20 protein-coding genes are annotated in these 16,787 nt (G+C 43.3%); 7 read left to right on the top strand and 13 right to left on the bottom strand.

Annotated features, from left to right (window positions below; all coding sequences use genetic code 11):
* Positions 1 to 2: 2 nt before the first annotated feature.
* The 5 genes from EYO12_00235 to rpsB are packed head-to-tail and all read right to left on the bottom strand — an operon-like array spanning position 3 to position 3,787.
* Positions 3 to 764 (bottom strand): CPBP family intramembrane metalloprotease, encoded by a 762-nt coding sequence (locus EYO12_00235; protein ID HIA91529.1) that lies wholly within the window; start codon positions 762 to 764, stop codon positions 3 to 5.
* Between the two features lie 3 nt (positions 765 to 767).
* On the bottom strand, positions 768 to 1,874 hold the full coding sequence (locus EYO12_00230; protein ID HIA91528.1) for an RIP metalloprotease: 1,107 nt from the start codon (positions 1,872 to 1,874) through the stop codon (positions 768 to 770).
* A 4-nt stretch (positions 1,875 to 1,878) separates the two neighbouring features.
* On the bottom strand, positions 1,879 to 2,436 hold the full coding sequence (locus EYO12_00225; protein ID HIA91527.1) for a ribosome recycling factor: 558 nt from the start codon (positions 2,434 to 2,436) through the stop codon (positions 1,879 to 1,881).
* 29 nt (positions 2,437 to 2,465) lie between these two features.
* On the bottom strand, positions 2,466 to 3,059 hold the full coding sequence (locus EYO12_00220) for an elongation factor Ts (protein HIA91526.1): 594 nt from the start codon (positions 3,057 to 3,059) through the stop codon (positions 2,466 to 2,468).
* Entirely contained in the window at positions 3,059 to 3,787 is a 729-nt protein-coding gene (gene rpsB, locus EYO12_00215; protein HIA91525.1) for a 30S ribosomal protein S2, read from the bottom strand. The genes EYO12_00220 and rpsB overlap by 1 nt, the downstream gene beginning before the upstream one ends.
* Positions 3,788 to 3,965: 178 nt before the next feature.
* On the opposite strand from rpsB, the gene EYO12_00210 reads away from it, so the two are divergent.
* The 5 genes from EYO12_00210 to prmC are packed head-to-tail and all read left to right on the top strand — an operon-like array spanning position 3,966 to position 7,296.
* Positions 3,966 to 4,337, top strand: coding sequence for a type B 50S ribosomal protein L31 (locus EYO12_00210; protein HIA91524.1), 372 nt, complete (start codon positions 3,966 to 3,968; stop codon positions 4,335 to 4,337).
* A gap of 53 nt (positions 4,338 to 4,390) precedes the next feature.
* Positions 4,391 to 5,455, top strand: a complete 1,065-nt coding sequence (locus tag EYO12_00205) for a peptide chain release factor 1 (protein HIA91523.1) — start codon at positions 4,391 to 4,393, stop codon at positions 5,453 to 5,455.
* On the top strand, positions 5,455 to 5,976 hold the full coding sequence (locus EYO12_00200) for a dephospho-CoA kinase (GenBank protein ID HIA91522.1): 522 nt from the start codon (positions 5,455 to 5,457) through the stop codon (positions 5,974 to 5,976). The genes EYO12_00205 and EYO12_00200 overlap by 1 nt, the downstream gene beginning before the upstream one ends.
* Positions 5,973 to 6,488, top strand: coding sequence for a hypothetical protein (locus EYO12_00195; GenBank protein HIA91521.1), 516 nt, complete (start codon positions 5,973 to 5,975; stop codon positions 6,486 to 6,488). Before EYO12_00200 ends, EYO12_00195 begins: the two co-directional genes overlap by 4 nt.
* On the top strand, positions 6,478 to 7,296 hold the full coding sequence (prmC, locus tag EYO12_00190) for a peptide chain release factor N(5)-glutamine methyltransferase (protein ID HIA91520.1): 819 nt from the start codon (positions 6,478 to 6,480) through the stop codon (positions 7,294 to 7,296). Before EYO12_00195 ends, prmC begins: the two co-directional genes overlap by 11 nt.
* Here the strand turns inward: prmC and EYO12_00185 are convergent.
* From EYO12_00185 to EYO12_00170, 4 genes are read right to left on the bottom strand one after another with little or no spacing between them, the layout of a single operon-like run.
* Positions 7,293 to 8,102, bottom strand: a complete 810-nt coding sequence (locus EYO12_00185; GenBank protein HIA91519.1) for an inositol monophosphatase — start codon at positions 8,100 to 8,102, stop codon at positions 7,293 to 7,295. The genes prmC and EYO12_00185 overlap by 4 nt on opposite strands.
* Positions 8,103 to 8,147: 45 nt before the next feature.
* On the bottom strand, positions 8,148 to 9,314 hold the full coding sequence (locus tag EYO12_00180; protein ID HIA91518.1) for a PDZ domain-containing protein: 1,167 nt from the start codon (positions 9,312 to 9,314) through the stop codon (positions 8,148 to 8,150).
* Between the two features lie 18 nt (positions 9,315 to 9,332).
* Positions 9,333 to 10,154 carry a hypothetical protein gene (locus EYO12_00175; GenBank protein HIA91517.1) on the bottom strand — a complete coding sequence of 274 codons (822 nt, stop codon included), beginning with the start codon at positions 10,152 to 10,154 and terminating at the stop codon, positions 9,333 to 9,335.
* Positions 10,147 to 11,676, bottom strand: coding sequence for a LytR family transcriptional regulator (locus EYO12_00170; protein ID HIA91516.1), 1,530 nt, complete (start codon positions 11,674 to 11,676; stop codon positions 10,147 to 10,149). The genes EYO12_00175 and EYO12_00170 overlap by 8 nt, the downstream gene beginning before the upstream one ends.
* 101 nt (positions 11,677 to 11,777) lie before the next feature.
* Between EYO12_00170 and lepB the strand changes: the two genes are divergently transcribed.
* Entirely contained in the window at positions 11,778 to 12,386 is a 609-nt protein-coding gene (lepB, locus tag EYO12_00165; protein HIA91515.1) for a signal peptidase I, read from the top strand.
* Here lepB and EYO12_00160 read toward each other — a convergent pair.
* Positions 12,378 to 13,244: a ParB/RepB/Spo0J family partition protein gene (locus EYO12_00160; GenBank protein ID HIA91514.1), complete on the bottom strand. Its 867-nt coding sequence runs from the start codon at positions 13,242 to 13,244 to the stop codon at positions 12,378 to 12,380. The two genes, lepB and EYO12_00160, sit on opposite strands and share 9 nt — an antisense overlap.
* Before the next feature lie 15 nt (positions 13,245 to 13,259).
* Complete coding sequence (locus EYO12_00155; GenBank protein HIA91513.1) at positions 13,260 to 14,006, bottom strand: ParA family protein; 747 nt, start codon at positions 14,004 to 14,006, stop codon at positions 13,260 to 13,262.
* A gap of 87 nt (positions 14,007 to 14,093) precedes the next feature.
* On the opposite strand from EYO12_00155, the gene EYO12_00150 reads away from it, so the two are divergent.
* Positions 14,094 to 15,266 (top strand): hypothetical protein, encoded by a 1,173-nt coding sequence (locus tag EYO12_00150; GenBank protein ID HIA91512.1) that lies wholly within the window; start codon positions 14,094 to 14,096, stop codon positions 15,264 to 15,266.
* 51 nt (positions 15,267 to 15,317) lie between these two features.
* Here the strand turns inward: EYO12_00150 and rplU are convergent, their stop codons facing one another.
* The gene (rplU, locus tag EYO12_00145) at positions 15,318 to 15,620 is read right to left on the bottom strand and encodes a 50S ribosomal protein L21 (protein ID HIA91511.1); all 303 of its coding nucleotides are present in this window, start codon (positions 15,618 to 15,620) and stop codon (positions 15,318 to 15,320) included.
* Between the two features lie 45 nt (positions 15,621 to 15,665).
* Positions 15,666 to 16,772, bottom strand: coding sequence for a rod shape-determining protein RodA (gene rodA, locus EYO12_00140; protein ID HIA91510.1), 1,107 nt, complete (start codon positions 16,770 to 16,772; stop codon positions 15,666 to 15,668).
* Positions 16,773 to 16,787 lie beyond the last annotated feature (15 nt).

The following is a 16,787-nucleotide window of genomic DNA, read 5'->3' as shown; positions in this document are numbered from 1 at the left end:
CCTTAAGTATTCGTGAAAAATAATAGTACGAATGCAATTGAATTTTTTACTGAATGTAGCGCTACTGCCATCCAAAGATTCTTAGTTCTAGAATAAACCAAGCACAGTAATATTCCTAAAACAAAGGTATCGATTCCTACCACAATATTAAAGTGAGCCAGAGCAAATAAAACACTCGAAACCACCGCGGCAATTGGCATCGTCATCGACCGAGTCAGTGAACGAAATACTACTCCCCTGTACAAAACCTCTTCAACAATAGGTACAAGCACCAATAAAATAAGCCCACTCAGCGCTATCTCTAGCATGGAGGTCGTTGTCTTATCGAGACCAATCTGCTGTTCTTGGCTAGTAATACTTTCTGGCAATAGACCAACTAGCGGACTAAGAATAAAAAACAATACAAAAAAATAGCCTGCGGCAGTTTTCAACAATTCACTGTACTGTGATTTTGTCGGCTTTATTAGTCCCAGTGCTTTTGTAACTGGCTTTAACGAAAAAAGCCGTTTATCTTTTACTTTTGCTTTTAATACTAAGCCGATAAATACTAACTCCATTAATAAAACTGTCAGTTGAAGCACAATAAAAGTCATATTTGAAGCATCGAAATTGCTATCTAAAAAACCAACGTTACGCGCCCAGACAACCACCCCGGCATCAAGCAGTGGAATAGCGAGGATGGCCAGAAAAAACGAAAAACCAACACCCCACGGTGGCTTAGCTTGGAACGGCTTGAAACTCCAGTGTTTTTTGAAGGATTCCATATTCTACAACTTTAAAATGTCCGAATACGTAATAAGTACTGCTAAAAACAAGAAGAATACCATACCAGAGCCATGGATACGGTTCTCAACCTCTGCAGTAAGTGGCTTTTTGAGCAGTAAAAACAGTCCAGTTACCGCAAGTCGCCCCCCGTCCAGTGCCGGTATTGGTAGCGCGTTCATAATTGCGAGTGAAACTGAAATAACGCCACCCAAAAATAGTAAGTTCAACAGTGAATCAACAGCGGGAAAAATTCCGAACACCAACCCGACTGGACCAGCAATTCCTTGGCTTTGTTCTTGAAAGTCACCTCTAAAAGGACTCGTAACAAGATCTCCTAAAAAGTGGAGAGTTTCGCCAGCAATTTGAACAGTTAAGCCAGCGCCAGCGATCGGTGCCGCCCATGGACTAACTCGGTATGTATCTATGGAATTCAACCCAACGCCCAAATAACTTTCCCCATCCTCTGGGTCTGCTCGTAGTTCCGCCTGGACTACACCATCTGAAAACTCGCCTGTTTGGTAAGCTTCGGTTGGAACAATACCAATACCTACAGTTTGACCAGCGTATTTCTCCACCAGTCGATTTAAGTCGTCTAAAGTATTAACATCCTCGCCAGCGATAGACTCAATGCTTTGGCCAGCTATTAGCCCTGCCTGGTCAGCTGGGGAGCCCTCTTCCACGCGTACAATGTCTACATGTTGCTCGATAACGGTTTCCTCACTTTTTACAGTGAACTGGTTCGGCAGAAACCGAGGAATTTCTATAGCTGCAACAATACTAAAAGCCATGACAGCAAAAACTACGTTCATAAAAACACCAGCTAATATAATCTTTGTCTTTACCCAAAAACTAGCGGCGCCAAAACTGCCTTTACGTTTATCTTCAGAGTTTTCACCCTTAAGTTTTACAAATCCACCAAATGGCAGCCAATTTAGAGTGTAATAACCCCTAAAAATACCCTTTCCCATGGTTTTGCCTGCAATCTTTGGAGGAAATCCAATGCCAAACTCCTCAGCCTCCACGCCGTTGCGTTTAGCAGCCAAAAAATGACCATATTCGTGAACAACGATGATCAAAACAAATAAAATCAGCCCCAAAAAAATCATCATAAAGCTAAACAGTCATTATCTCGTCTTCTTTGGTCTTTGCCGCAGAATCAATTTCGCCTTGGTATTTTTCTATCAGTTCCCCTACCTTGTTCTCGGCTCGAAACAGCTCGTCCTTAGTAAGGTCAGCAGCTTTTTCTTGGTCTTTTAGGCTACTCAAGCAGTCGTGGCGGGCATTCCGAAGACTAATCTTAGCCTCTTCTGCTTTTTCGCCGACTTGCTTGGCAATTTCTTTGCGTCGCTCTTCTGTAAGTGGCGGGATTGGGACACGAATGACCTTCCCGTCGTCCGCTGGGTTTAAGCCAAGCGACGAGTCATTACGAATAGCAGCGGTGATTGCGTCTAGATTGCTCGGGTCAAATGGCGTAATAGTAAGCATCTGTGAATCGACTGCATTTACGTTTGCCACATGCTGCAGTGGACTCAGTTGTCCATAAGCCTCAACCTGAACACTATCTAAAACAGCCGGATTTGCGCGGCCGGTTCTAATTTTCTTTAGCTCTCCATGTAAGTGCTCAAGGGCACCTTTCATTTTTTGCTCGGCTTGTTTTAATTCACCGTCCATAACTGAACCTCCAAAGTTTGTTGCTATACCTAATTGTATACGCCCATCTCGATTCGCTCAAAGCGACGAATAACCATGTTCTCGCCTAGCTTAGCAATTGTTTCTTTCAGATACTCTCCGACAGTCATGTCAGGGTTCTTTACAAAGCCTTGTTCAAGTAATGAAATTTCAGACGCAAACTTCTTTAATTTTCCTTCTGCAATTTTATCCAGCATTTCTTTTGGCTTACCCTGTTCTTCAAGTTCTTTAGCGATTAAATCTTTTTCTTTAGCAATAATGTCCTCTGAAATATCTTCTGCAGACACAAATTGTGGAGCAGCTGCAGCAACGTGCAAAGCGACATCATTAACAAATGCTTTAAAGTCGTCAGTTCGTGCAACAAAATCTGTTTCACAATTCACTTCGACCAATACCCCAATTTTTCCACCATGAATGTAAGCATGCACCATACCAGCGCTTGCTTCGCGGTCAGATTTTTTGTCGGCTTTAGCTATACCTTTAATGCGCATAGCTTCTAAAGCTTTATCGAAGTCGCCGTCAGCTTCTTCGAGTGCTTTTTTTGCAGCGGTTAAACCAACACCTGTTAGGCTTTTGAGTCGTTTGATATCTTCTACGCTTGCCATTATTTTCCACCTTCCTTGTCTTCTTTTGGTTCTGCAGCGCCACGTTTAGCTAGACCTTTATCGATCGCCCCAGCAAACGCGTCTGCTAGCAATTGAATTGCCTTAATTGCGTCATCGTTACACGGAACAACAAAATCAATGTTTTGAGGGTTCGCGTTGGTATCACAAATACCTACAACTGGAATGTGTAGTTTATTTGCTTCATTAACAGCATTATTTTCTTCAACAACGTCAACTACAATGACTGCTCCTGGTTGACCTTTCATTTCCTTGATGCCGCTAAAGTTTAGATTTAGCTTATCAATATCTTCTTGGAATCGTTGAACTTCTAGTTTATTGTATTTTGCCTCAAGTTCTCCGCTTTCCATTTGTTTTTCGAGCTGTTTTAAGTGTTTAATTCTTTCGCCCATTGTCGAGTGGTTTGTAAGCATTCCGCCCAACCAGCGCTCTACTACGTATGGCATACCTGTTTTTTCTGCCATGTCCTTTACAACAGACTTTGCCTGTCGTTTTGTGCCAACAATTAGCACGTCTTTGCCGCCAGCCACTGTTTTTTCAACAAAAGCTAATGCGTCGTCCAGTAGTGTTACGGTTTTTGTTAAGTCAATAATATGAACACCTTGCTTGGCGTCAAAAATATACGGCGCCATTTTAGGGTGCCACCGACTTGTTTTGTGACCAAAGTGGCCACCAGCTTTTAATAGATCACGTGGATCAATCGAACTCATAAAGAGATCTCCTTTTCTTGCTTCCTTATTCACCGAGAGCTCTAACTAGTTCTAAGAAAAAACCAGAGGATGCTCACAAACTCTCTGTATTACATTAATTATTTGAGCTACCAGAAATTCTATCAGATGAGATTGGGGTTTACAAGTTTCACAACCTCAGTTATGATAGTCTTCGTTTATGAGAAAAGACTTACACCCACAAGATTACCGACCAGTTGTGTTCCAAGACACATCAGATGGTTCGACGTTTTTAACTAAATCGACAGCAAAGGCCGATGACACTATTAAGTGGGAAGACGGCAACGAATACCCATTGGTAAAAACTCACATTAGCAGTTCATCTCACCCTTTCTACACAGGTAAAGAAAAAGTTCTAGACCTCGAAGGTCGAGTTGACCGCTTTAAGGCCAAAGCAGAAAAAGCTAAGGCTGCTCGTGAAGCTAAAATGAAAGCTGCAGCTAAAAAACAAGCTCCTAAGACCGAAAAAGAACAATCAGAAGCTGTGAAGCTTGGTGATAAAAACGCTAAAGTCGAGTTAAAAGAATCCTAAACTAATAGAAAACACGTTATACTGCCTGCAAGTTGAGGCAGTATTTTATTTTTATGAACTTACTAGAATTTAAACCCAAACTAGAATCAGAACTAAAACAGCTCGAAGCATTTATGAGCGAGCCAGGAGTTCATGCAAAGCCTGATTTTATTGCAAAGTCTAAGCGCTATTCCCTGCTGCAAGACGTCGTTAACTCGCTAAACGAACTTGAACAAACACAGACCGCCATTACCGACACTAAAGAGATGGTTGGCGACCCAGACCTTGGCCAGATGGCTCAATCAGAACTAAAAGAATTAGAAGCTACAAAACAGAAACTTGAAACCAGCTTGCGGAATGAGCTTACTCCAAGCGACCCGAATGACCCCAAAGACGTGATTGTCGAAATCCGCGCTGGGGCTGGTGGCGACGAAGCGGCAATTTTTGCTGGTGATTTATTTAGAATGTATTCACGGTATGCCGAAAACAAGGGCTGGAAAGTCGAAATAATCAGTACTAGCAATTCCGACAATGGCGGCTATAAAGAAGTGTCGTTCGAAGTGACCGGTCGGCAAGTTTACCGATTTATGAAATTCGAATCCGGCGTTCACCGAGTGCAACGAGTACCGGCTACTGAAAGCCAAGGCCGCATACACACCTCAACAGCAACCGTAGCCGTACTACCAGAGGCCGAAGAACAAGACATTGATATACAGCAGCAAGACCTACAAATCGACACCTACCGAGCAAGTGGCCACGGCGGTCAGAGCGTTAACACCACCGACTCAGCAGTACGAATAACTCACGTACCAACTGGCGTTGTTGTAACCTGCCAAGATGAGAAGTCTCAGATTAAAAATAAAGAAAAGGCCATGGGTGTCCTGCGAGCCCGCTTGCTAGCCAAGCAACAAGAAGAACAACAAGCTAAAGAATCAGCACATCGAAAAAGCCTTATTGGGAGTGGCGATCGCAGCGAAAAGATCCGTACCTATAACTTGCCGCAAGATCGCATTACAGACCATCGCATAAAATATTCACGCTCTAACATGTTAAGTGCCCTCGACGGCGACATCGATGACCTTGTAGAAGAGTTGCTTAAATTCGAGCAACAACTTATAGAGGAAGATGCTCGAGTGTAATGAAGGTTTTAATTACGGGCGTTGCCGGTACGGGAAAAACAACCGTCGGCAATACGTTAGCAGAAGACGGATACCAAGTAATTGATTTGGACTCCGTCTCTGATTGGTTTGATACACGCACTAATAAATTCCACCCTCGTGGAAGCAAGGTTGTGATGAATATGGATGGTTATCTTCAGTATTTTCAGTGGCGGATTAATCCTGCCAAATTTCAAGCAAAAAAAAGCAAAACAAAACTAGATAAGAACTTGTTTTTAGTTGGTAACGTTGACGGTATTGAAAAAATTGCTACCCAATGTGGTTTTATATTCTTTCTCGATGCCCCCCTTGAAGTGCTTTTTAACAGATACGATGCTCGAGATAATGCCTACGGCAAGAAACAGGAAGAGCGCGATGCAATAGCCAAATACAAGGATTCCGACAAACAACGAATGAGAGGTCTGGGAGCTATAGTCGTTGACACTAATCGACTAACAGTTGAGGAAACTGTGAACATGATTATAAGTTGCACCACACAATGAAAATTTTAATAACCGGCGCTGCGGCAAGCGGCAAAACAACCCTTTGCCGTAAGCTCAATCAAGCTGGTTACAAAGCTTTTGATGATTCTACAGACATAAAGGGCATTGGTGCTCTTTACGATCAACAAGGCAAGGAAGTTTCTGCAAAAGTATTTAATAAGCCTGGCTTTAATTGGAATGACTACCGCTGGGACTGGAATTTACAAAAACTCGAACAGTATCTCCATTCAAGTAACTTGGTATTTATTTGCGGTTTTTCGCAACAAATAGATTCACGAGCAAAACAATATTTTGATAAGGTGATTCTTCTAGATGCACCTAGCAGCGTAAGAAATGAACGCCTAGACACACGGGAACTAAAGGGCTACGGGTATAAGACTGATGAACGTAAAGTCGTGTTTAACGATTCATCAAGACTGCTTGTTCTTGCACAAACTAATGGATGGGAAATAATTGATTCGTCTCAATCTGTTACCGCTATAAAAAACCAAATTATAGATTATGCTAACTAATCAGTTTTTAGAAACCGCTACTAAACAGTTAAAGGGTGTAGGTATTAGCTCTGCTCGGCTTGACGCAGAGCTAATTGTAGCTTTGGTTTTAAAGACTAATCGGACAAAATTATTAACAAATCCACCCGAAAAATTGACGAAAGAGCAGCTCCGAGAAGCAAATAATTATTTAAAGCGCCGTACGCACAGAGAGCCGTTAGCCTACATCCGCGGATGTATTGAATTTTACGGTTTAGATATTAGTGTTACTCCAGAAGTGCTCATACCAAGGCCCGAAACTGAAACAATGGTTGAACAGGCGATTAATGTGGCGCCTAAAGGAAGTACATTGATTGACGTCGGCACAGGCTCTGGAGCGATAGCCTTAGCAATAAAAGCCAATCGTCCTGACTTAGAGGTGCAGGCCTGCGATATATCACCAGACGCATTAACAGTCGCCAAGCAAAATGCAAAACAACTCAAACTTGATATAAATGTCTTTGAAACCGACATCCTAGATCATAAAAACTCTCTTTCCAAGGAGTTGCCTTGGAGAGGGATAGATACCGTGGTTGCCAACCTGCCGTATGTTCGAAAAACAGATGAGCGGAGTCCAGAAACCGTATACGAACCAAGTCTAGCGTTATTTGCAGAGGATAATGGTTTAAGATTGTACAGAAAACTACTGTCGCGATTACCTAAAAGTTGTAATTTACTCATCGTTGAATCAAACCCAGATCAAGTCAATGAACTAACAGCACAGGCTAAACACTATAGATTTAAATATCATAAAGCTTCCGAATTTATTAGTATATTTGCAAGAGATTAGAGATTTAGACTCTTATAGTTCATGGAGTTAGTAATTTCAATTAATTGGTCGTGGAATAAACCATTGGAAACCACTGCACCCTGTATTTTTTGATCATACCTTTGCTTATTCCCGTAGAGATCAGTGACCTTACCCCCAGCCTCTGGAACGATTACGGCGAGTGCTGCTATATCCTCTGGTTTACTCTGACCAAACAACATAGCATCGAACGCTCCGCTCGCCGTAAGACAGCCAGTAAGAACTGCTGAGCACTGCACACTAACTTGAGCGCCTAAGATGGCAAATCTACCTCTTGGATCTTCAAAACTTACTCCTTCGACATTATTTACCCAAAGCTCCTGATCTATAGAGGCGCCACGGAGACTATCGACTTTTGATACACGAATACTCTCGTTGTTCATGAAGGCGCCCTGACTTTTTACTGCCTCGAATAGTCTATCTGTAAATGGATCGTACACAACACCTAAGACACTCACTCCTTGTCCATTTACTAGTGCAAGCGAAAAGGTAGATATAGGGATTTTTTTTGCAAAAGGCGCTGTTCCATCTATTGGGTCGCAGACCCATGTAAATTCTGCCCCTCGGTGTATTACACTCTTTTCTTCTCCCCATATTGAATATTCAGGAGTCTCTTTGGTGAAACTATCGATTACTAGTTGATTAATCTCTATGTCGGCGGATGTAACCACAGTTCCATCATCTTTCGTGTTGGTTGGTGCGCCATCTCGAAAGTAGCTAGTCATAATCTTGCCAGCTTGCCTAGCAATATCTTTCGCTAAGTCTAATTGTTTGTCCAATGTTGTCATGTCTTTATTCTAGCACCAGCAATGAAATAAAAGTGATTGAACAATCTACAAACTATCAGGAACCGCTTCTAGCTCTACCTGAACAGTCTGCTGCTCATCATTTCGTTCAATGACCAGTTCTACTGCATCGCCAACCTGATGACGTCCAATTAAAGAACTTAGTGTATTTCTGTCATCAATTAAAACGCCGTCAACAGATATAATTACGTCGCCGTTTTGCAGCCCAGCTTTGCTTGCTGGACTTTCTGGCAACACAGCATTGCCTCTGTCGGCCACCAAATAGGCACCTGTTTCACTCACAAGCCCAAACTGTTTTGATATTGCCGCCGTAAGAGTAATGTAGCGCACCCCTAAGTATGGTTTTATGAGTTCCCCGTTATCTTTAACGCTCTGAATCCCAGGAGTAACATCGTCAATCGGTATAGCAAAACCTATATTCTCTCCATCGGCTACTGCTGTATTTATGCCAATTACTTCCCCGTTAATATTAAGAAGCGGCCCGCCAGAGTTACCGGGATTAATAGCTGCATCGGTTTGAAATAGGTTTGTTAAACTTTCTGCTTCTTCGCCGTCACCTCCGGCAATTATCGGTCTACCGAGGCCAGAAATTATTCCAGATGTCACCGTATTATCGAACCGGCCCAGAGCGTTACCGATAGCTATTACTTTCTCGCCCACTTTAACTTCATTTGATGTTCCGAGGCGAGCCGGTTTTAAGTCGGAAACGTCTGGAATTTTTAGATAGGCAATATCATTAAATGGGTCGCGGTCGATTAATTCGACATTTTCGTACTCGGTCCCGTCCGAAGCCACCACGGTAATCGTATCCACGCTACTTGGAATAACATGACTATTCGTAACTACCAACCCATCCTCGGTAAGAATTATGCCACTCCCTGCCCCCTCGGATACTCCTTGAGTGAAAAAGCCCTGCACGGTTTGCTCGGTTACAATACTCACTACGCTCGGCTCTACTTGCTCGGCAATTTCAGCGATAACTTCGCTCTCTTGCAATACTAACTGTTGGCGCTCTTCTGTTGTGGTTGGCGAATGTATGCTGCTAGATTTAAATGTCTGATTATAAACAAAGCTGCCAGCAAATCCGGCTACAAGTGACAAAATAACGACAACTATATAGTTTATAGTCTGTTTCTTAGTCCTCTGGTTTGATGCAATTGTCGTTGTCGTTGTGGTTGTGTTGTTGTCTTCCAAAGTGCCCTCCCTTTTGGATTATTGAATACTCGTATTCCAGTTCGTAAGAACAATAATAGCAACCATAATTATGCTATACGAAATAGTTTGTTGCACCATAAATCGTCGTGAAGACGGTTTGGATTCTTCTGGTTGTTGGTACAACAGCACGGAACCTAAATACGAAAATGTTATACCAAATATAATTGCTGCTTGCGGTACGTACACGTCAAATAATCGCAGACCGTAATACACATTCCACAGCCAAAAAAACCACGCCAGTTGAGCTGCAATAAACACCCAAACCGTTAAAATTTTACCGCGAATTTCTTCACGAATTTTTTCACTATCAACTTGGCGCAAGACATGTCGCCCCGAAGCGTAGGCCGCAATAATACTAAGAAGGACAGCGAGTGATCCGTGCAGCATGTCAGGGTCGGCGTACAATGTCCAAATTGTCGTATTCGCGGCTACTATACACAGTAGTGCCTGAAGCCGAACAGCCCAGTGGGAGGTTAAGGGTTTAAGGATTAACTGCCATATAAACAACACCCCGGCTAATCCAATCGCAATCTGTTCGTCGACTGGATAATACAGCTCCATTAGCCGCAAAATAGACAGACCGAACGTCACATCACACAGTGAATTAACTAGATTCGTAAACCACAGTCGTGGTCGTGTAAAAAATATCCGCCACTTACTAAAAATAAAAACTACTAAAGCAATCTCGAACAAATCATTGCTTATGAGCAAATAGGCCGCAACAATCATAGCGACATTTATTAACCGAGCTACCTGAGTTAAAACCAGCTCCTTAAAAGGCTTCTTAATAATCTCCGGTTGTGGGGCTTCGTCAGTCATCGATATAATCCGCTCCTATAACAATGACTATATCATTCACACCTGTCTGGCCGACTTCTGGTGCTTTACCTCGAGCAATAATATCAAGGCGCTTTTCCAGTAAACTCGTGGTGTACGGCAGGACTCCGAGAGAATTGTCATACAAAATTGTTGTTTCTGGTACAGCTTCTAACGTGGCGTTCCCTATTTCAACCACGTTGTAGCCAAGCTCCTCAAGCTCTTCTCCGAGTTCTGTCGCTAAGCCAGGAGTGTTTGTGGCGTTTAATACACTTATGGCTGCATTTTCGCTGGTAATAAACCCGTCTGCAAATAAATCACCTTTTACGTATTTTTGTATTTCAGAGAAATTATTCAAACCACCGCGGGGCACTAATACAGAAGCACCCGAGATATTTTGTGCGGCAAGAAACCCGCCAGCACTATTGTCGAGCACTTCACTTCTCACCGTGTCGTTGTTAATGGTTTGAGCGATCTCAAGCATGCGTAACATCTCAGATATTTGAATGTTGGTTTTTACATTCCGACCAAGCGAGTCAAGCATATCGCCAATCTTAAGCGGGTTAGAGAACGTTCCAAGGCTCAAAGCTTTGTCTTTAACCGCCTTTAATACGATTTGCTGTCGGCGGGCTCGGTCAAAGTCACTCGTAGTTTTTCGAGACCGAGCATATTGTAGGGCGGTCGGGCCATCCATTTGCTGGATGCCAGGGAAAACCTCAAACGGCCCGCTATAACCGCCGCCAAATGTCTCTTCGATAAAAGGATCACGTAAGTATTCTTGTACATCCACTTCTACACCACCAAGTCGATCAATAACCTCAATAAAGCCCTGGAAATCAATCTGGACAAAATAATGAAGATCAATGTCGAGAATCCCCTCAACTGTTTCGGTTAGTACCTCTGCTCCGGTTGTGTCAGGGTCTTGCTCGCCTAGTGCATATGCAGCATTTATGCGGGTTGAGTAATAACCTGGAATCGTTAAGTACAGGTCGCGTGGGATAGACAGCATGGCTGCCGTGTTGTTGGTTGGGTCGATACTGACGGTCATAATGACATCGGACAAATTAGCACCTTCATGGCCGTCGCCGCCAATTCCTACAAGCAAGACGTTCACGCGGCCGTCACCTTCACCTTTTAGTTGGCTTGGATCAATATCACCAGACAATCCAAGAGCGCCATCACCCCTGTCAACAATCACGTCTTGGGCGAATGTAAAAATCTTAAAGCCTATATAGCCGGCCATGACTACGCCGACGAAAACAGTCAATAAAAAGCTGTATTTCAATAATTTTTTAAATCGGTATATGCCCCGTTTTTTAGGAGATTTAGCTACATCGGTGATGCTGTTAAGGCCTTTTTCGAAATCTGCAGCAGTATTTCGGCGTCGAGGTCGCGTCGTTTGCTTTTTTTCTATATGTTGCTGAGTTTTACCAATAGGCCGCGCATCACGTAAAGAGCGTCGCAACGGACGCCCTTTACCAGAAAGTTTAGCTTGAGGTGTACCACCTCTGTTCTTGTTCATCATAAAATGTTCTTATAGTATAGCCTAAAATCAGTAGAAATTCATTGACTAAAACAGTAAATATTTGAAGTTATGCTAACTACGAGGCATACTTTACTAGAACTATGGAAACACCACAAGACATAAAGCCTGATTTTGCAGAAGCGCGAACCCCGTGGGTGCAAAATGCTCTATCGGCATTTAAGTTCATTGGAGCGGTAATTCTGCTCGTTCTTATTATTAATGGTTTTGGCTTGCAGTCATACGAAGTCTTTGGTCAAAGCATGGAGCCGACACTGTCTCCTGGTGATCGGCTGGTAATTTCTAAGTTAGGTAAAACGTTCTCGAGCATTAGTCAGGGCGAATTTGTACCAAAACGAGGGGACATTATTGTATTTAATGACCCACGTGGCTCTTCGGATCTGCAGTTAATCAAGCGAGTCATTGGTTTGCCTGGCGAGCGAGTCAAGCTGGAAGACGGCGTAATCACCATTTACAATGACGAATTCCCCGACGGATTTAATGTTGATGCTGAGCTAAAATTAGACCTGGAATACACCAGCGGACTGGTTGATATTACTGTCGAAAATGATCATGTTTTTGTTAGCGGCGACAACCGCAGTCCCGGAGGATCGCTCGATTCACGTAATGAACTTGGCACCGTGTCGATAGATAAAATCATTGGAACCTTAGAAATCCGCCTGTTCCCGTTAGGAAATGCTCGTTTATTCTAGTTCGGCTAAGCGTTTTGTTAACTTTTTTAAATCTGATTCGTTTTTAAATTCAAACATAAGCCGGCCACCTTTGGCAGTACGCTGAATACGCACCGTGCGGTTATAAACCTGGCTGAGTTTCTTCGTTTGCGGTGTTTCTGATAGCGTTCGTTTTGCCGCAACTTCTTTAGTGCTCCCCTTGGTTTTAAACCGTTTAGTAAACATTTCCGTCTGCCGCACGGACCAGTCGTGTTTTTTGATAAGACTTAGCAGCTCTTGCTGTTTTTTCGGGTCTTTTAAGGCGAGGATCTGCCGAGCATGCCCTTCAGTAATAACCTTATCCGTTAGTGCGTCCTTTGCTTCTTGGGGTAGATTAAGCAAACGAATAATATTCCGAACAGTACTCTCCGCCTTACCTGCTTTTTCGGCAACCTCTACAACTTCCAGCCCAAATAGCTCAACAAGCTTAATGTAGCTAGCAGCAATCTCCAAAGGATTTAAATCGTCCCGGTGAATATTTTCGACTAAGGCTAGCTCTAGTTGCTGTTGCTCATCTGCAGTGCGGACTAACGCTGGGATTGTTTTCCATTTGAGCTGCTTTGCTGCACGCACACGCCGCTCACCAGCAATAAGCTGAAACTCATTGTTATTTTTTATAACAACTACCGGTTGGACCAATCCGTGTTGCTCTAAAGACTGAGCAAGTTCATCAATGGCCTCTGGTTTAAAATTCGTTCGTGGCTGATGAGGGTTTGGAACAATATGAGCGAGATCAATTTCTTGTACTCCGGTATTTCGCGAAGCTTGTATTTGCTCCTGTATAACTTCTGTGGGTATTAAACTCTCCAGTCCCCTGCCTAGTCCTTTTGTTTTTGCCATAATGTTCTTTCTACCCTACCCAATTCGTTTCACTAATTCATTCGCTATCGTTTTGTACGCGCGAGCGCCCTTGCTCCATTTGTCATGCTCAAACACACTAACCCCGTGGCTTGGTGCTTCAGCTAAGCGGACATTCCGTGGCACAAATTCACTAAATACAAGTTCGCCAAAGTGTCGTTTAACCTGCTCTAGCACCTCTTTTGATAAGCTGGTCCTCTCATCAACCATAGTCAGCACGACACCAGATATAGTCAGGCGTGGATTTAGCGCAACACGAACTCGTTGAATAGAATCAACTAACTGACTCAACCCCTCAAGCGCGTAATATTCAGCCTGGACAGGAATCAACACTCCATCTGCGGCGGTAAGCGCATTGATTGTTAATATCCCTAAAGACGGCGGACAGTCTATCAATACATAGTCGAACGCTGTGGTTTGTAGAATATTCTGCAACCGTCGTTCCCTATTAAGCTCGCTAACCAGCTCTACTTCTGCGGCAGCCAGATTAGGATGTGATGGAATTAATGAAACTTCACCCGCATCAACAACGGTTTGGGCCGTTTTGCTGTCGTCAAACAGAAGATCATATATTGAGGTTTCTGGTCGGGCAACTCCGAGTCCACTGGTTGTATTAGCTTGTGGGTCAAGATCGACCAACAGCACTTTATAGCCTGCACGAGCTAGTGCGCTACCCAAATTAATAGTAGTCGTTGTCTTGCCAACCCCACCCTTTTGGTTAGCCACCGCAAGCACTTTTTGCACTTTAACGCCCTCAACATTTATATTTTTCTATCTTGCTTTAGTTTATCAGTTTGCAACCCATACACCAAGCACGCTAACCTGTTTACTATGGAACAAAAACAAATAGAATCCGCACGGAGCTATATTAAAAATTATTGGGGTCACTTAATGACCTGCACCACAGAAGACTCTGGTAGCTACATTCAACTACCGAATCCATTCGTGTCTCCAAGCGGCGGCCAGTTTCATTGTGATCAGTTCTACTGGGACAGTTTTTTTATAATTTTAGGCTTAGTTGATGACGACCAAAATATCGACCTGGCCCGTGGCATGGTTGATAATTTAGTGTTTTTATTCGACAGATTCGGCTTAATTCCAATGAGGAATAGAACCTACGACACCGGCATATCGCAACCGCCGCTGCTCACCAGCATGGCTCGAGTGGTCTATGCTAAAACTGGCGACACCGTTTGGCTAAAAAAAGTTATGGCAACTGCAGAGGCTGAATTAACAGGCTATTGGATGAACATTGATCCAGCTGATCATGTTGTGGATCACCTTGTCCATCAAGGATTAAGCCGCTACGCCGACCACCACTTAATCGACCAGACAGCGGAGCACGAATCGGGCTGGGATATGACGTCGCGATTCAATAATCATGCTCTGTCCTACGTGCCAATTGATCTAAATTGCTTACTGCACCGCTATGAACTCGATTTACAGTGGTTTTATGAGCTTACTGATAACGCCGATAAGGCCCACAAATACAGACAACAAGCCAAAGCCAGAGCTACTTCTATTAAACAGCTTATGGGGCACGGTGGTTTCTTTTATGACTATGATCTTGCATCCAACCAAATCAGCTCATTTAAATCATTGGCTGGTTTTATGCCATTGTTTGCGGAAGTTTTAACCAAAAAAGAAGCTCAAATACTAGTCGATCATCTTAGCGAGTTCGAACATTCTGGCGGTTTAAGCGCCACAACTGACCAGCAGCTTATGCAGCCGTTTAAACAATGGGACTATCCAAATGGCTGGGCTCCGCTACACTGGTTTGTTATCGATGGTCTAAAAAAATATAACCTTGATGACGACGCGCAGCGCATCGCCGACAAATGGCTTAGTTTAAATATGGCTGTTTTTACAGAAACAGGTAAATTCTGGGAAAAATATGATGTCGTCAACCAGTCGGTTGGCAAACCAGGTCGCTACCCCAACCAAGAAGGCTTTGGCTGGACCAATGGTGTATTTTTGACACTTACCAGCAAAAATAGTACATAGCGCTAAAAATTACAGGTGTTAAGTGGGGCCATATTGTCGTATTAAATACTACTATTTAATATCAGTAATTTGAATTCGAGAGTAGTTTTGTCTGTGACCGTGTTTTTTATGTACACGTTTTTTAGCTTTGTAGCGAATTGCTACAACTTTGTCATCACGAATTTGTTCTAAGACCTTAGCAGAAACTTTTGCACCTTTTACTTCTGGCTCCCCGACAGTTACGTCATTGTCATCAAAGACCATCAAAGGAGTAAAGTTTACGGTTTTTGCATCGCCTAAACTTTCAACATCTAAAACGTCGTTCTTTTTAACGACATACTGTTTGCCACCTGTTTTAATCACTGCTTGCTTCATAATCTGATAAATCTTAACAGTTAAAGTGACCTCTGTAAAGACTTCTTACACAAATTCTAGATTTTCTTGTTTTCGTAGCGTACTTAACATTACACCGATGGCCACCATGGTTATCACTAGGTATGTGCCGCCATAGCTCATAAACGGTAGCGGCAACCCCGTAACCGGCACAAGCCCAAGATTCATACCTATATTAATAATTATATGAAAAGCCAACAGTACCGCCACCCCTAAACAAACATGGGCCGCAAAAGAGTTTTTTAACCGAGCAGCGTGCTGCAATATGCGAACTACAATTACCCCGAATGCTATTACTACACTCATCGCCCCAACCAAGCCTAGCTTTTCTGCTGTTACGGCAAATATAAAGTCGGTATGCTGGGCTGGCAAAAAATTAAGCTGACTTTGGGTGCCAGAATCTAAACCCTGACCAAAAACCTTGCCGCTTCCAATGGCAATACTAGCCTGACGAACGTTATAGCCTGCGCCCTGCGGGTCAGCTGAAGGGTCTAAGAACGTTAGCAGTCGTTGTTTCTGGTAGTCCTGCAGCAGCGGCACCGATAATGCGCCGATAACGGCTACAAAAATAAAACCTGCTACAAGATACAGCGGCTTTATGTCGCTAATTACCAGCATGCTAAACCAAATAACAACAAAAACAATTGCCGTGCCTAGGTCGGGCTGAAGCAAGACCAACGCCGACGGTAGTGCCGTGTAGAAAATTGACAGGCCTATGTTGAAAGGATTATTCATTTTTCCGCGCCGACGAGAAAACAGCCGCGCTAAAAGCAATATTAGGGCGAATTTTGCCAGTTCACTGGGTTGAAACTGCATAAACCCAAGTTCTATCCAACGGGATGAACCAGACGTTGGATTAGCGAACAAAACAATCAACAACAGAAGTATCGATGCCCAATACAACCAGCTGGCCAGACGGTACCATATACCGAAATTACTACGAGATATTACTGCGGCCAATCCAATGCCAATCAAGGCATGTAAGACGTGTTTATACGGTGAGAAATTAACTGAGTTTGCCGCACCCTCTTCGATTGCAAATAAAATAGTGGTACTCAGACCAACTAAAAATCCAGTAGCTGCAATTAACAACCAGTCAGTTTTTGTTGCGGTTCCCAAGCGGCTGCGTAGCATACCCCTAGTTTAGCA

It is taken from the genome of Candidatus Saccharibacteria bacterium, assembly GCA_012965045.1.
In the GTDB taxonomy this organism is placed as follows: domain Bacteria; phylum Patescibacteriota; class Saccharimonadia; order Saccharimonadales; family DTSZ01; genus DTSZ01.
The sequence above is the reverse complement of the archived record's forward strand: the minus strand, read 5'-3'. Positions and strand labels throughout refer to the sequence as shown.

Bases quoted from the DNA above. Each gene is read 5' to 3' on its own strand.
- EYO12_00225 (HIA91527.1), bottom strand. From the start codon at position 2,436: ATGGACGGTGAATTAAAACAAGCCGAGCAAAAAATGAAAGGTGCCCTT.
- rpsB (HIA91525.1), bottom strand. From the start codon at position 3,787: ATGAGTTCGATTGATCCACGTGATCTATTAAAAGCTGGTGGCCACTTT.
- EYO12_00150 (HIA91512.1), top strand. From the start codon at position 14,094: ATGGAACAAAAACAAATAGAATCCGCACGGAGCTATATTAAAAATTAT.
- EYO12_00205 (HIA91523.1), top strand. From the start codon at position 4,391: ATGAACTTACTAGAATTTAAACCCAAACTAGAATCAGAACTAAAACAG.
- EYO12_00200 (HIA91522.1), top strand. From the start codon at position 5,455: ATGAAGGTTTTAATTACGGGCGTTGCCGGTACGGGAAAAACAACCGTC.
- EYO12_00175 (HIA91517.1), bottom strand. From the start codon at position 10,154: ATGACTGACGAAGCCCCACAACCGGAGATTATTAAGAAGCCTTTTAAG.
- EYO12_00220 (HIA91526.1), bottom strand. From the start codon at position 3,059: ATGGCAAGCGTAGAAGATATCAAACGACTCAAAAGCCTAACAGGTGTT.
- lepB (HIA91515.1), top strand. From the start codon at position 11,778: ATGGAAACACCACAAGACATAAAGCCTGATTTTGCAGAAGCGCGAACC.
- EYO12_00230 (HIA91528.1), bottom strand. From the start codon at position 1,874: ATGATGATTTTTTTGGGGCTGATTTTATTTGTTTTGATCATCGTTGTT.
- EYO12_00170 (HIA91516.1), bottom strand. From the start codon at position 11,676: ATGATGAACAAGAACAGAGGTGGTACACCTCAAGCTAAACTTTCTGGT.
- rplU (HIA91511.1), bottom strand. From the start codon at position 15,620: ATGAAGCAAGCAGTGATTAAAACAGGTGGCAAACAGTATGTCGTTAAA.
- EYO12_00160 (HIA91514.1), bottom strand. From the start codon at position 13,244: ATGGCAAAAACAAAAGGACTAGGCAGGGGACTGGAGAGTTTAATACCC.
- EYO12_00195 (HIA91521.1), top strand. From the start codon at position 5,973: ATGAAAATTTTAATAACCGGCGCTGCGGCAAGCGGCAAAACAACCCTT.
- rodA (HIA91510.1), bottom strand. From the start codon at position 16,772: ATGCTACGCAGCCGCTTGGGAACCGCAACAAAAACTGACTGGTTGTTA.
- EYO12_00185 (HIA91519.1), bottom strand. From the start codon at position 8,102: ATGACAACATTGGACAAACAATTAGACTTAGCGAAAGATATTGCTAGG.
- prmC (HIA91520.1), top strand. From the start codon at position 6,478: ATGCTAACTAATCAGTTTTTAGAAACCGCTACTAAACAGTTAAAGGGT.
- EYO12_00210 (HIA91524.1), top strand. From the start codon at position 3,966: ATGAGAAAAGACTTACACCCACAAGATTACCGACCAGTTGTGTTCCAA.
- EYO12_00235 (HIA91529.1), bottom strand. From the start codon at position 764: ATGGAATCCTTCAAAAAACACTGGAGTTTCAAGCCGTTCCAAGCTAAG.